The organism is Granulicella mallensis MP5ACTX8, from assembly GCF_000178955.2.
GTDB classification, from domain to species: domain Bacteria; phylum Acidobacteriota; class Terriglobia; order Terriglobales; family Acidobacteriaceae; genus Granulicella; species Granulicella mallensis.
In genome coordinates this window covers 4,599,961-4,613,990 of sequence record NC_016631.1, presented here as the reverse complement: position 1 = coordinate 4,613,990, position 14,030 = coordinate 4,599,961, and the positions used below count along the sequence as shown (strand labels likewise).

Annotated in this window: 11 protein-coding genes; 8 read left to right on the top strand and 3 right to left on the bottom strand. The window is 58.1% G+C overall.

What is annotated here, in order from left to right; genetic code table 11:
* The first annotated feature begins 44 nt into the window (after positions 1–44).
* The 8 genes from purF to ACIX8_RS17965 all read left to right on the top strand — a co-directional run bounded on the left by purF (position 45) and on the right by ACIX8_RS17965 (position 10,928).
* Entirely contained in the window at positions 45–1,553 is a 1,509-nt protein-coding gene (gene purF, locus ACIX8_RS18000) for an amidophosphoribosyltransferase (protein WP_014266804.1), read from the top strand.
* Positions 1,462–5,358, top strand: coding sequence for a phosphoribosylformylglycinamidine synthase (purL, locus tag ACIX8_RS17995; protein WP_223295378.1), 3,897 nt, complete (start codon positions 1,462–1,464; stop codon positions 5,356–5,358). The genes purF and purL overlap by 92 nt, the downstream gene beginning before the upstream one ends.
* 94 nt (positions 5,359–5,452) lie before the next feature.
* Positions 5,453–6,508, top strand: a complete 1,056-nt coding sequence (gene purM, locus ACIX8_RS17990) for a phosphoribosylformylglycinamidine cyclo-ligase (protein ID WP_014266802.1) — start codon at positions 5,453–5,455, stop codon at positions 6,506–6,508.
* 2 nt (positions 6,509–6,510) lie between these two features.
* Positions 6,511–7,464, top strand: coding sequence for a phosphoribosylaminoimidazolesuccinocarboxamide synthase (locus tag ACIX8_RS17985; RefSeq protein ID WP_014266801.1), 954 nt, complete (start codon positions 6,511–6,513; stop codon positions 7,462–7,464).
* Positions 7,461–8,783 carry a phosphoribosylamine--glycine ligase gene (purD, locus tag ACIX8_RS17980; RefSeq protein WP_014266800.1) on the top strand — a complete coding sequence of 441 codons (1,323 nt, stop codon included), beginning with the start codon at positions 7,461–7,463 and terminating at the stop codon, positions 8,781–8,783. The genes ACIX8_RS17985 and purD overlap by 4 nt, the downstream gene beginning before the upstream one ends.
* A complete protein-coding gene (purN, locus tag ACIX8_RS17975) occupies positions 8,780–9,352 on the top strand; it encodes a phosphoribosylglycinamide formyltransferase (RefSeq protein ID WP_014266799.1) in 573 nt (190 codons plus the stop codon). Before purD ends, purN begins: the two co-directional genes overlap by 4 nt.
* Positions 9,352–9,852 (top strand): 5-(carboxyamino)imidazole ribonucleotide mutase, encoded by a 501-nt coding sequence (purE, locus tag ACIX8_RS17970; RefSeq protein ID WP_014266798.1) that lies wholly within the window; start codon positions 9,352–9,354, stop codon positions 9,850–9,852. The genes purN and purE overlap by 1 nt, the downstream gene beginning before the upstream one ends.
* Positions 9,849–10,928, top strand: a complete 1,080-nt coding sequence (locus ACIX8_RS17965; protein ID WP_014266797.1) for a 5-(carboxyamino)imidazole ribonucleotide synthase — start codon at positions 9,849–9,851, stop codon at positions 10,926–10,928. The genes purE and ACIX8_RS17965 overlap by 4 nt, the downstream gene beginning before the upstream one ends.
* A gap of 207 nt (positions 10,929–11,135) precedes the next feature.
* Here the strand turns inward: ACIX8_RS17965 and ACIX8_RS17960 are convergent, their stop codons facing one another.
* The 3 genes from ACIX8_RS17960 to ACIX8_RS25695 form a co-directional block, all read right to left on the bottom strand.
* Positions 11,136–12,044 carry a pepsin/retropepsin-like aspartic protease family protein gene (locus tag ACIX8_RS17960; RefSeq protein ID WP_223295377.1) on the bottom strand — a complete coding sequence of 303 codons (909 nt, stop codon included), beginning with the start codon at positions 12,042–12,044 and terminating at the stop codon, positions 11,136–11,138.
* Positions 12,045–12,347: 303 nt separating this feature from the next.
* Complete coding sequence (locus ACIX8_RS17955; RefSeq protein WP_014266795.1) at positions 12,348–13,367, bottom strand: pepsin/retropepsin-like aspartic protease family protein; 1,020 nt, start codon at positions 13,365–13,367, stop codon at positions 12,348–12,350.
* On the bottom strand, positions 13,364–13,987 hold the full coding sequence (locus tag ACIX8_RS25695; protein ID WP_014266794.1) for a hypothetical protein: 624 nt from the start codon (positions 13,985–13,987) through the stop codon (positions 13,364–13,366). The genes ACIX8_RS17955 and ACIX8_RS25695 overlap by 4 nt, the downstream gene beginning before the upstream one ends.
* Positions 13,988–14,030 lie beyond the last annotated feature (43 nt).

Below are 14,030 nucleotides of genomic sequence, written 5' to 3'. Positions count from 1 at the left end.
AGGGCTGCCAGCGCCAAATGTCATCCTGCCGTAAACTAAGAGTAATGTGCGGTATTGTTGGTGTCTTTGGGCACAATCCGGTTAGTCAGGTTATCTTCGATTCTTTGTCCATGCTGCAACACCGTGGGCAGGATGCTGCGGGTATTGCTACCTGTTTTGATGAGCGTTTCTATCTCGAAAAGGGCAACGGCCTGATTACCGAGGTCTTCGATGCCGGCAATATGGCACGGCTTCTGGGAAACATTGGCATTGGTCATGTGCGGTATCCGACTGCCGGTTGTGCGTCGGTGGCCGAGGCCCAGCCCTTTTATGTGAATTCGCCGTACGGCATCGTCTTTGCGCATAACGGCAACCTCACGAATGTCGCCGATATCGTTCAAGGCCTGTTCGAAACGGACATGCGCCATTTGAACACGAACTCCGACTCCGAGGTCATGCTGAACGTCTTTGCCCACGCCATGGCGCGGCGCGGCGCGGTGAAGCCGAATGAGTTCGACATCTTTGCCGCCGTGGAAGAGGTCCACCGTCGATGTAAGGGTGGCTATGCCGTCGTTGCGATGATCGCGGGCGTTGGCATGGTGGCGTTTCGCGATTTGAACGGCATTCGTCCGCTGGTCTTCGGCACCCGCCAGGAAGGCAAGACCGAGTACATGATTGCCTCGGAGACCGTGGCCCTGCAGGTCAGCGGCTTCAAGCTGGAGCATGATCTTGCCCCCGGCGAAGTGATCTTCATCGACCACAATGGGGAACTCTTCAACCATGTAAGTTTACAGGCGCACGAAAAAGCTCCCTGCCTGTTCGAGTACGTATACCTGGCACGGCCCGATTCCACGATGGATGGCGCTTCGGTATATCAGTGCCGCATCAACATGGGCATCAAGCTGGCAGAGAAGATTAAGCGCGAATGGTCGCATCTGCCGATTGATGTCATTATCCCGATCCCATCGACCAGCCGCATTGCGGCGCAGGAGATCGCGACGCGGCTTAATATCCCTTACCGTGACGCCTTTGTGCGGAACCGCTATGTCGGGCGCACCTTCATCATGCCGGGGCAGGCGCAGCGCAAGCAGTCGATTCGCCGCAAGCTGAACCCGATTCCGCAGGCCTTCCAAGGCAAGAACGTGATGCTGGTGGACGATTCCATTGTGCGTGGAACGACAATCCGCGAGATCGTCGCGATGACTCGTGAGCAGGGCGCCAAGAATGTCTATGTCTGCTCCGCTGCGCCGCCGGTGCGCTATCCCAACGTCTACGGCATCGATATGCCGGCACGCTCCGAGCTGGTGGCTAACGGCAAGACCGTGCAGCAGCTGGCGAAGGACATCGGCGCCGACGAGCTCATCTTCCAGGATTTGCAGGATCTGAAGGATTCGATCACCGAGGCTTCACCCGATCTGACGCACTTTGACAGCTCGGTCTTCGATGGAAACTATGTGACGGGAGACGTCACAGAAGAGTATCTTGCCACACTTGAAAAACAACGTAACGACGCCGCTAAACATACAGAAGATGTCGCCAGCCACATCACCAGAAACCTCTCTTCCCGACTCTAGCCGCCAGGTCTCGGTGCGTCTGCTGCCCGGTCCGGCGGCACTGACGCTGTTCGAGGCCGAACGGCTCGCGGAGCGCCTGCGCGCGCTCGACGCGGGGGTGTCGGCGGTCACGGCCTCGTATCTCTACATGCTGCTCGTTCGCGAGGGCGAGATCGACGAGACGCGGCTTGCCGAGTTGTTGGGCCCGGGCGATGAAACTCTTTCGGGAGCGAGTGTCTGGATTGCTCCGCGCATGGGGACGCAGTCGCCTTGGTCGAGCAAGGCCACCGACATTCTGCACAATACGGGCTTCGGCAATATCGAGCGGATAGAACGCGCGCGCGTGGTGCATATTGCCGGCGCGCACGATGTGAAGGCGTTGGCTGGTGCTTTGCACGATCGCATGACAGAGAGCGTCTTCTTTGGGGATGCCGAAGAGTTGCAGACGCTGTTCGCGCCACGGCAGCAGAAGCCGCTGGCGCATATCGACGTGCTGGGGCAGGGCGCTGCGGCGATTGCTGCGGCGGATCGCGAGCTTGGGCTGTCTCTGGCTGCGGATGAGATCGACTACCTGGTTGCGGAGTTCAAGAAGCTGGGCCGCAATCCGACCGATGTGGAGCTGTATATGTTCGCGCAGGCGAACAGCGAGCACTGCCGCCACAAGATCTTCAATGCGACCTGGACCATCGATGGTGTGAAGCAGCCGCGTTCGCTGTTCCAGATGATTCGCAATACGAATGAGGTCTCGGGCGACAACGTACTCTCGGCCTATCGTGACAATGCTGCGGTGATTCGCGGGTCGCGGGGCGGACGCTTCTTCCCGGAGGCGACGGGGAATGCGTATGGCTATCACGACGAAGACATTCACATCCTGCTGAAGGTTGAGACGCATAACCATCCGACGGCGATCTCGCCGTGGCCGGGTGCGGCGACCGGCTCGGGCGGGGAGATTCGCGATGAGGGTGCAACAGGCCGCGGCGCGAAGCCGAAGGCCGGGTTGAGCGGATTTACAGTTTCGAATCTGAATCTGCCGCAGGCCCCGCAGCCGTGGGAGCAGCCGTTTGGCCGTCCCGCGCATATCGCTTCGCCGCTGGACATCATGATCGAAGGACCTCTGGGTGCAGCGGCCTTCAACGATGAATTTGGCAGGCCTAACCTGTGCGGCTACTTCAGGACGTTTGAGCAGGCGAATGACGAGAGCGCCGGTCAGGCCTGGGGATATCACAAGCCGATCATGCTCGCGGGCGGCCTGGGCAATATTCGCGCGGAGCATGTTGAGAAGGGCGCGATGAAGCCCGGCTACGCACTGGTCGCGCTTGGTGGCCCGGCGATGTTGATCGGCCTTGGCGGCGGCGCGGCTTCGAGCAGTGCTGGGAACGGCAATACCGAGCTGGATTTTGCCTCGGTGCAGCGCGACAACGCGGAGATGGAGCGCCGCGCGCAGGAGGTCATCGACCGCTGCTGGCAGTATGGCGAGAGCAATCCGATTGCGTTTATCCACGATGTCGGCGCAGGCGGTTTGTCGAATGCCTTCCCGGAGTTGATCAAGGATGGCGGCTGCGGCGGCACATTCGACCTGAACGCGATTCCGCGCGGCGAGGCGGGCTTGAGCCCGCTGGAGACCTGGTGCAACGAGGCCCAGGAGCGCTATGTGCTGGCGATTGCGCCGGAGAATCTGGCGGCGTTTGAGGCGATCTGCGCGCGTGAGCGCTGCCCGTTCGGCGTCATCGGCTATGCAGAGCAGGAGCCGCACCTGACGCTGAGCGATGGCGCGGAAAAACCTATTGACCTGCCTTTGCAGGTACTCTTCGGCAAGCCGCCGAAGATGGAGCGCGCATTTACCCGCACGGACTTGAAGGCAACACCGCTGGAACTCTCGGGTGTGACGATTGAGGCTGCGGTGGAGCGCCTGTTGCGTCTGCCTGCGATTGCGTCGAAGTCCTTCCTGATTACCATTGGCGACCGCAGCGTTGGCGGCATGGTGGTGCAGGACCAGATGGTCGGCCCGTGGCAGGTTCCGGTGGCTGACTGTGCGGTGACGATCACTTCTTACGACACGACGACCGGTGAGGCGATGGCCGTGGGCGAGCGCACGCCGCTGGCGGTGATCGATGCCGCGGCTTCGGCGCGCATGGCGGTAGGTGAGGTCATCACCAACATGGCAGGCGCGGCCATCGACAAACTCTCGGACATCAAGCTCTCGGCCAACTGGATGGCGGCCGCGGGGCAGGGGAACGAAGACCAGAAGCTCTTTGATGCGGTGCATGCGGTTGGCATGGAGTTCTGCCCTGCGCTGGGGATGACGATTCCGGTCGGCAAGGACTCGATGTCGATGAAGACGAAGTGGCGCGAGGGCGAGGCGGAGAAGTCCGTGGTGTCGCCGCTGTCGCTGATCGTCTCAGGCTTTGCGCCGGTGAGCGATGTGCGCCGGACACTGACGCCTCAGTTGCAGGCAGGCGATACAACGCTGATTCTGATCGACCTTGCCGCAGGCTGGAATCGTCTGGGTGGGTCGTGCCTTGCACAGGTCTACGGCCAGGTGGGCGATGAAACACCCGATGCGCCGCAACCCTCAGTGCTCAAGGCCTTCTTCGAGGCGATCCAGAAGCTCAACAGCGAGCAGAAGCTGCTGGCGTATCACGACCGTAGCGATGGCGGTCTCTTCGTCACGCTGGTGGAGATGGCCTTTGCCGGGCACATGGGGCTGGCGATCGATCTGGCTCAGGCCGATCTCGGTACCTTGTTCAGCGAAGAGCTCGGGGCTGTGATCCAGGTGGCTAGTGCTGATGCTTCTGCCGTGCTCGACTCGCTGACGGATGCGGGACTTGCCGCGCAGGCGATCGGTCACGGCGTTACCGGGAACGAGATCGTGTTCCGCCATGACGGGCAGGTTGTCTATCGCAATACGCGCACCGCGCTGCAGAAGATGTGGGCGGAGACGAGCTTTCATATCCAATCGCTGCGAGACAATCCGGAGTGCGCCGCGCAGGAGTTTGCGCTGCTTGACGATGCGGAGGGTCCGGGGCTTTCGGTGAGTGTGCCGTTTGAGCTGGCGGAGCGTGTCAGCGCGCCGTTCTTCCATAGCGAACGTCCGAGGGTGGCGATCCTGCGCGAGCAGGGTGTGAACGGGCAGGTGGAGATGGCTGCGGCCTTCGACCGTGCGGGCTTTACTGCTGTCGACGTACACATGAGCGATCTGCTCGCTGGTCGCGCGGAGTTGAAAGACTTCAGCGGACTTGCAGCTTGTGGTGGTTTCTCCTATGGCGATGTGCTGGGAGCGGGAAGCGGCTGGGCGAAGACGATTCTGTTCAACGATCGTCTGAAGGACCAGTTCACGGACTTCTTCCATCGTGAGGATACTTTCTCGCTGGGAGTCTGCAATGGCTGCCAGATGATGGCGCAACTGCGCGATATTATTCCGGGGGCGTCGGACTGGCCGCACTTCGAGCGCAATGTATCCGCACGCTTTGAGGCGCGGGTCTCCATGGTGGAGATTCAGGACACGCCTTCGCTGTTCTTCAGCGGCATGGTAGGGGCGAAGATCCCTATCGTGGTGGCGCATGGCGAGGGCTATGCTGGCTCGGGTGGAGATCTAACGGCTCTGCGTTACATCGACACCTATGGCGCTGTGACGGAGAGCTATCCACTGAACCCGAATGGTTCTGTGCAGGGTGTCGCGGGGTTGAGCAGCGCCGATGGCAGGGCGTTGATCCTGATGCCGCATCCCGAGCGCGTCGCGCTGGGACTGCAGCACACCTGGACGCGGAAATTGCAGCATAGCCCCTGGCAACGTATGTTTGACAATGCTCGTCGCTGGGTTCGGTAGCTGCGGGCGGGTATGTAGAAGAGCGGTTCCTGTGAGCTACGAGCTTTGAGGTTTAGAGCTACGAGGAAGAACAGGCCAGAATTGAGGAGAGAGCTTGAGCGCGAAGATTGATTACAAGTCTGCTGGAGTGGACATTGAAGCCGGGAATGAGGCGGTGCGACGCATCAAGTCGCATGTGGCACGCACGCATTCGGCTGCGGTGCTGACCGGGCTCGGATCGTTTGGCACCATGTTCTCGCTGAGCGATGCGATCAAGGGGATGATCGACCCGGTGATGGTGCAGAGCACCGACGGCGTCGGAACCAAGACCAAGGTGACGGTCATGGCCGGTCGTTATGAAGCTCTTGGCCATGACCTCGTCGCTGCTGTTGCGGGTGACATCGCTGTGATGGGTGCGAAGCCGCTAACGTTTCTGGATTATGTTGGGCTGCATAAGACCGATCCTGCGGTTGTGGAAGAACTGGTGCGCGGCATGACCGCGGCCTGCTTCGACGCGGGCATTGCGCTGGTGGGCGGCGAGACCGCCGAGATGCCCGCAGTCTACGCGGAGGGCGATCTCGATGTGGTCGGCTTCGTTACGGGTGTTGTGGAGCGTGAGAAGCTGCTGACGGGCGCCGGCATTGTGCCGGGCGATGCGCTCTACGCGATCAACTCCAGCGGTCTGCATACCAATGGCTTTTCGCTGGCGCGCAAACTGTTCTTTGAGATCGGTGGCTATGCGATCGATGCGACGCCGGAAGAGTTCGGCGGCAAGTCGCTGGCCGATGTGCTGCTCGCGCCGCATGCCAACTATGTCGCGCCGATCCAGAGCATTCTGGGTGCCGGTATTCCGGTGAAGGGAATGGCGCACATCACCGGCGGCGGGCTGGTCGAAAACGTACCGCGCATTATTCCCGATGGGCTTGGCGTGGTGGTCGATCGTGCGACGTGGACGCCACAGCCTGTCTTCGCGACGATGCAGCGGCTTGGCGACATCGACGATCTTGAGATGCACCGGACGTTCAACATGGGCGTTGGTTTGGTGATCGTTGCGCCTGCAGGTTTGCAGGACGACCTGGCTGCTGCGCTTGGTGATTTTCCGGCATTGCGCGTCTGGGAGCTTGGCCGCGTCGAAGCGGGCACGACCGGCGTGCGGTTCAGCGGGGTGTAGAGATGGAACGACAGAGATTGATCGACGCCATTCCGTATTGCCTTACGGAGACCAACCTGCCTTTGCTGGACAAGTATCCCGGCAAGGTGCGTGATACGTACGACCTGGGAGATGGACGTTTGCTGCTCGTCACCACGGACCGGCAGAGCGGTTTCGATCGCATGTTGGGGGCGATTCCGTTTAAGGGGCAGGTGCTCAATCGCACTTCGCTGCACTGGTTTGCCGCGACGAAGCATATCGTTGGCAACCACGTTCTCCGCAGTCCCCATGCGAATGCGCTGCTTGCGCGCAAGTGCCGGGTGTTGCCGATTGAGTTCGTTGTGCGCGGCTATCTGACGGGTTCGACCGATACCTCCATCTGGACGCAGTATGCGAAGGGCGTGCGCCAGTACTGCGGTCATGCACTGCCTGAGGGCATGCGTAAGAACGAGAAGCTGCAGCAGAATATCGTGACGCCTACGACGAAGGAGACGGCGCATGATCGCCCCATCACGGCGCAGGAGATCGTCGCCGAAGGCTGGATGACGGCGGAGCAGTGGGAGTTCTGTTCGGCAAAGGCGCTGGCGCTGTTCGCGTTCGGGCAGAAGATCGCTGCGGAGCACGGGCTGATTCTCGTGGACACGAAGTATGAGTTTGGCGTTGGAGACGATGGCGAGATCCTTCTGATCGATGAGATCCATACGCCGGATTCCAGCCGTTACTGGCTCGCGGACAGTTATGCGGAGCGGCTCGCGGTTGGGCAGGAGCCGGATATGATCGACAAGGAATTCTTCCGTCTTTGGTTCCGCGAGCGCTGCGATCCGTACAAAGACGCGATCCTTCCTGTGCCTCCTGATGACCTCATCGCGGAGCTGGCCTCGCGTTACATTCAACTCTTCGAGAAGATTACGGGTACGGCGTTCGTGCCGGATCTGCGTCCGCTGGACGCGACCGTGATCGCAGGTTTATCGGCATGAAGGAAAAGATTCTGATCATTGGCTCGGGCGCGCGTGAGCATGCCATCGCGGTGGCGCTGGCGCGTTCGCCGCAACAGCCTGAGTTGATCTGCTTTAGTGGAGCACGCAATCCAGGTATCGCAGAGCTCTGCGGTGCTTATGGGATTGGCAGCATCACGGATGCGAGCGCGGTTGCGGCGTTTGCGGTAGAACATACGCCGACGCTGGCGATCGTTGGACCTGAAGCGCCGCTGGCTACGGGCGTTGCCGATGCGTTGTGGGCTGCGAAGATTCCTGTGGTCGGTCCGACGCAGGCGCTCGCGCGTATCGAATCGAGCAAAGGTTTTGCACGAGAGCTGCTGGCGAAGTACAACATTCCCGGCAACCCTTTCTTTCAGCGCTTCGAGTCGCTGGATGGTTTGGAAGAGGTGCTTGGGAGGTTTCCGAACCGGCACGTTATCAAGGATGATGGGCTGGCTGGTGGCAAAGGTGTAAAGGTCTGTGGCGATCATCTGCTGTCGCAGGACGATAGCCTGGCCTTCTGCAGTGAACTGGTGGAGAGCGGTCATCCCTTTGTAGTGGAAGAGAAGATCGAAGGCGAAGAGTTTTCGCTGATGAGTTTCTGTGACGGCGAGACGCTGCGGCATATGCCTGCAGTGCAGGACCACAAGCGCGCCTACGAGGGCGACAAGGGCCCGAACACCGGCGGCATGGGAACTTACACCGATGCCGACCACAAGCTGCCTTTTCTGACCGATGCCGATATCGCAGAGGCGCAGACGATCAACGAGCGTGTGACGGCGGCTCTTGCGCAGGAGTGCGGCGCGCCGTACCAAGGCATTCTGTATGGCGGTTTCATGGTGACGAAGGATGGCGTCAAGCTGATCGAATACAACGCGCGCTTCGGCGATCCGGAGTCGCTCAATCTGCTGTCGTTGCTGGAGACGGACTTTGTAGCGGTGTGCCGCGCGATTGCGGATCAAACGCTCGATCAACAGACTGTCAGCTTTGCGGGTGAGGCCAGTGTTTGCAAGTACATCGTGCCCGATGGCTATCCTGATGCGCCGCGCAAGGGCGATGCGGTGTCTCTGCCGTCGCAGTTGCCGGCGGAGGTTACGCTGTTCCTGAGTGCGGTGGATGTGAAGGATGGCGAGTTGATTGCGACGGGCTCGCGTACGGTAGCAGTGGTTGGCAGAGCCGCCACGATTGCCGAAGCTGAGGTGCTGTGCGAGCAGGTGGTGCAGCAGATCCCCGGTCCGTTCTTTCATCGCACGGACATCGGTACGGCGGCGTTGATTGCACGCCGTGTCGAACATATGAAATCGCTGAGGTCCGCATGAGTTTGAAGATTGGTGTTCTCGGATCAACCCGCGGTACAGCTTTGCAGGGCGTCATCGACGCCATTGAAGGCGGCACGCTCGACGTAGAGATCGCGTTGATCGTATCGGATAAGGCTACGGCCCCGATCCTGCAAAGGGCTGCGGATCACAACATCCCCTCGGCCTTTCTTTCTCCTGCCGGGCTGACACGTGAGGTCTATGACGCGCAGGTAACGGAGGCGTTGCAAAACGCGGGCGTGCAGCTTGTTTTACTGATCGGTTATATGCGGATCGTCTCCGCCTCTTTTGTTGAGGCGTGGCGCGGGCGGCTGCTCAATGTGCATCCTTCGCTGCTGCCGGCCTTTGGCGGCAAGATGAACAAGAGCGTGCATGAGGCGGTTCTGGCCGCTGGAGTGACCGAGACTGGCTGCACGATTCACCAGGTAACGGAAGACGTGGACGCGGGGCCGATCGTGCTGCAGAAGCGCTGCGCTGTGCTGCCGGACGATACGGTGGATAGCCTGAAGGATCGCGTGCAGGCGCTGGAGCAAGTGGCATTCGTCGAAGTCCTGCAGGGTTGGAGAGTGTAATGGCGAAGCAGAAAAATATCTATGTCGGCATCATCATGGGATCGAAGTCCGACTGGCCGACGATGGAAGAGGCCGCGAAGGTGCTGGATGAGTTTGGCATCGGCTATGAGGCTGAGGTTGTCTCCGCGCATCGCACGCCGGACAAGATGATCAAGTACGCCGAGAGCGCGAAGGACCGTGGTCTGCGACTCATCATCGCGGGTGCAGGTGGGGCCGCTCATCTGCCGGGAATGGTGGCATCGAAGACAAGCCTTCCGGTGCTGGGAGTTCCGGTGAAGAGCCGCGCGCTGGATGGACTGGATTCACTGCTATCAATCGCGCAGATGCCTGCGGGCATTCCTGTTGCGACGTTCGCCATCGGCCCGGCAGGAGCGAAGAATGCGGCGCTGTTTGCCGTGGCGGTTCTGGCGCTCGAAGACAAAGCTCTTGCAGCGAAGCTGGAGAAGTTTCGCAGCACCCAGACGAAGACCGTTTTGAAGAACCCGAATCCGCGCGCATGACACAGACAGCACGAACCCGTATCGGTATCCTCGGCGCCGGGCAGTTGGCGCTCATGCTGGCAGAGGCAGGCAGGCGGCTTGACGTGGATATCATCTGCGCCGGCCAGCCTGGCGACTGTGCCGAACAGGTTGCGCCGGTGGTAGCTGTCGATCTGGACGACGCGGCAGCGGTCGCAGCGTTTGCGGCTCAGGTCGATCTGGTCACGATCGAGAGCGAGAACATCGATGCGACTGTGCTGCACGGGTTGAACCTCTATCCGAACGCGCGCGCTGTCGGCATTGCGCAGGACCGCCTGCCGGAGAAGAGTTTCTTTCAGGTCTGCGGCATCGGCACTGCGCCGTTTGCGCCAGTCGATAGCCTGCAGGATTTGGAGCGGGCGATCGTTTCTACCGGACTGCCGGCGATTCTCAAGACGCGCCGCATGGGCTACGACGGCAAGGGGCAGGTGCGGTTGCATCGTCCTGAAGATGCTGCGGCGGCGTGGGAGGAGATCGGCCGTGTGTCGTGCATCCTCGAGGGGATGCTGCGGTTCGATGCCGAGGTATCGCTGATTGCGGCACGCGGACGGACGGGGCAGATTGTGTTCTATCCGCTGATCGAAAACCATCATCGCGACGGTATCTTGCGGACCTCTATCGCGCCCTATGCTCATGCTTCTACTTTGCAGGCGCAGGCTGAAGCCTATATGACGAAGATTCTGGAAGAACTCGACTATGTCGGTGTGCTGGCGATCGAGTTCTTTGTGCAGGGAGATACGCTGCGGGCCAATGAAATGGCGCCGCGGGTGCATAACTCCGGCCACTGGACGATTGAAGGCTCAAAGACCTCGCAGTTTGAAAATCATCTGCGTGCTATTGCGGGGATGGAGCTGGGCAGCACGGAGAGCCGGCCGACGGTCATGCTGAACTGCATTGGAATGATGCCTTCGGTAGAAGAGACGGCGCAGTTTCCGGTGTTGTTTCGGCACGACTACGGCAAGGAGTCTCGACCTGGGCGTAAGGTGGGGCACCTGACGTGCGCGGCGTCTGAGACAACAGTGATTGCAGAGTGGCAGCGGCGGCTGGGGCAGATTTAGACAAGCTATATCCGGGTGCCCATCCTCGACGCGCGTCGAGGATGGGGCACCCAGGTTGTGATGTACAAAACGCGCTACTTTCCCTAGTCGGTTTTGCTGTCCTTCTCGATTGCCTTCAGCACATATCTTTGGCCGACAGTTTTCAGGTGCGCTATTTATGAATTGTGCTGAATAGCCATATTCATTACAGGTAGAAGGTCTCACGATCTAATTCAATGGCACGCACGTCTGAGGTTGGTTCGTTGCCATAGGTTTACGTGGTTCCAGAATTAGGCTGCCATTTGGTTTATTGACGATGATGTTGAATTGAGACAGGACGTCAACCCCGAGATCCCCGTCTGTCCATACACTATCTTCGGTGATAGTGTCTCTTTCCGCGAAAACGGTTTCGACATCCGGTAAAGCGTAGGAACCAAGTTGCAAGGACTTGATCTTTCCCGCTTTGCTACTGGGTTCCACCTCAGTTCCCTCAGGTCCGCCCATTACGATAGTCCCCTCGCCATTAGGGTGCAGAGGCTGTTTTCCAGGAAGGCCATACTTTTGCTGTGCGGTCTTATCAAGCTGAAGAGAATCGTTAGAGCCGGTGTCGAGAAATAGAGGAACGGAAACCTGTTGGCAGCTATTTAACGTCAACCCGGCATCAATGATCAGCTTTCGAGATCCTTTGAGTTGAAATATCTGTCCCGCGCCTTGATATTTAAACTTCTTGGGTTTGAAAAAGTCCAGGCTCTTTGTATCGTAGTTGATTTCGACGACGTACTTTCCAAAAAGTGGATACCCTAAGATGCCCGCTAAGTCGATTTCAAAGAATTGACTGAAACCACTCATATCAAAGACGGGGTAAGGGCCACGCGCAAAGGACAACCCTTTTCTGTGGATAACACCCTTGTCAACGACACGGGTGGGAATAACATCATGACTGAAGCCACCGGTAGCTTTGAGTCGTTTCTCCTCGTGTGTATCCAACTTCATCTGCTCGGCGAACCCCGAGTCAAGTACGGTATCAGTGACTCCTGTATCTACAAGGAAAAACTTGGGGCCTGCCTTGTTAAAATCGAGACTCACAATGATATAGCCATCGTGATCCACGAAGGGAAGTGAAAAGGCAGGTTTCATTTTTGGCCCCTGGGCCTTCATCTGGAGACCTGGAGCCAAGATCGCGAGCAGGAGGATTATTAGTCCTCCTGCTCGACAAGGGTTTAACTGATGTGCGGGAGAAGCGCTCAGCTGTTTCCGTCGCAGCATGTTTCGTTCAACTTATAGAGAGATTTTTAATTACCAAGCCATTCTAATTGGCTAAGGTTTGCAGTTCTTCTCGATTGCTTTTGGCGCAATATTCCTAGTCGACAGCTTTCAGATACGCTATTTATGAACTGTGATGAATAGGCAAATTCATCATAGGTAGAGAGATCTCACGATCTAGCTCGACGGTACGCATGCTGGAGGTTGATTCGTTACCATAGATTTACGTGACTCTAGAATCAGGCTGCCATTTGGTTTATTGACGATGATGTTGAATTGAGATAGAAGCTCGACGCCGAGAACTCCGTCTGTGGGTGCACTATCTTCGGTGACAGCGTCTCTTTCCGCGAAAACGGTTTCGACATCCGGTAAAGTGTAGGAACCAAGCTGCAAGGACTTGATCTTCCCCGCTTTGCTACTGGGTTCCATCTCCGTTCCCTCAGGCCCGCCCATTACGATAGTCCCTTTGCCATTAGAGTGCAGGGGCTGTTTTCCAGGAAAACCGTACTTTATCTGTGCAGTCTTGTCTAACTGCAGAGAATCGTTAGAGCCGGTGTCGAGAATTAGCGGGACGGAGACTTGTTGGCAGTTGTTTAACGTCAGTCCCGCATCGATAATCAACTTTCGAGATCCTTTGAGTGGAAGTACTTGCCCCGAACCTTGATATTCGAACTTCTTCGGTTTGAAGTAGTCGAGGGTCTTTGTATCGTAGTTGATTTCGACGACGTATTTCCCAAAAATTGGAAATCCTAAAACGCCAGCCAGGTCGATTCCCAGCCCTTGGCTCAAGCCACTTATATTAAAGATTGGGTAAGGGCCACTTGCAAAGGACAATTTCTTTTGATGGATAACACCTTTGCGGGCAACACGCGCAGGGATAGCATCCTGACTGAAGATCCCAGTAGCTTTGAGCCCTTTCTCCTCGTATGTATCCAGTTTCATTTGCTCGGCGAACCCCGAGTCAAGCATCGTATCGGAGAGTCCTGTATCTACAAGGAAAAATCTGGGACCTGCTTTGTTAAAGTCGAGACTCACAATAATATAGCCATCGTGATTTACGAAGGGAAGTGAAAAGGCAGGTTTTGTTTTGCTGCTTTGGGCCTTCATCTGGAGGGTTGGAGCCAAGATTGCGAGCAGGAGGACGATCAGTCCTCCTGCTCGACAAGAGCTTAGCTGACAGGAGGAAGAAGCCTTCAATTGCTTCCTCCTGAACCGGGTTCCAGGCAGTTCCCTCGTGTCGGGCAGTTACCACTCGGGCCGCTTGGGGACGTGGCGTTTCCAGACACGTTCACCGTAGCTACATTGAAATCTCCCATCGGACTAGTAGCTGTGATCTGCACGGGATACGACGGGGCTGTTCCAGTTACAACAGCAGGCACGGAGGTCTGGACACTAAGTGTAGCGGTGTTGGTTGTGTTCGCATCTACCTGCGATTTCCAGTTTTGCAGGTCGGTTGAATCCGGAACGGTATAAGCGTAAGAGATCGAGTTGGCTTGTGTTGAGCCCATGGAGGATGCGGTTACAGGCACAGCGATAGACGATGTGTATCCTGTGTCTGTGGTCGCCACGAGGGTCACTACTGCCTGGTTGTTTCTGAGCGCCACTCCTGTAGGGAGCACGAAGAGCAGACTGGATGTGGTGGGAGTTGCGTCTCCGCAGACAGGCATTATGGCGTTCGGCAATGTGCCAGACTTGGTGGTCTTGCCGACGGTGACATCGACTTGGCCGCCAATTGTCCAGCCCCCAGTAGAGGTGCTGTATGTCGCAGGCGCTCCGGCACTTCCGGTTACCGTGCATCCTGTTAGCAAATCTAACAAGCTAATCGAGATGCAGTTGTTGAGAATCTCAGCTTATTGCTCA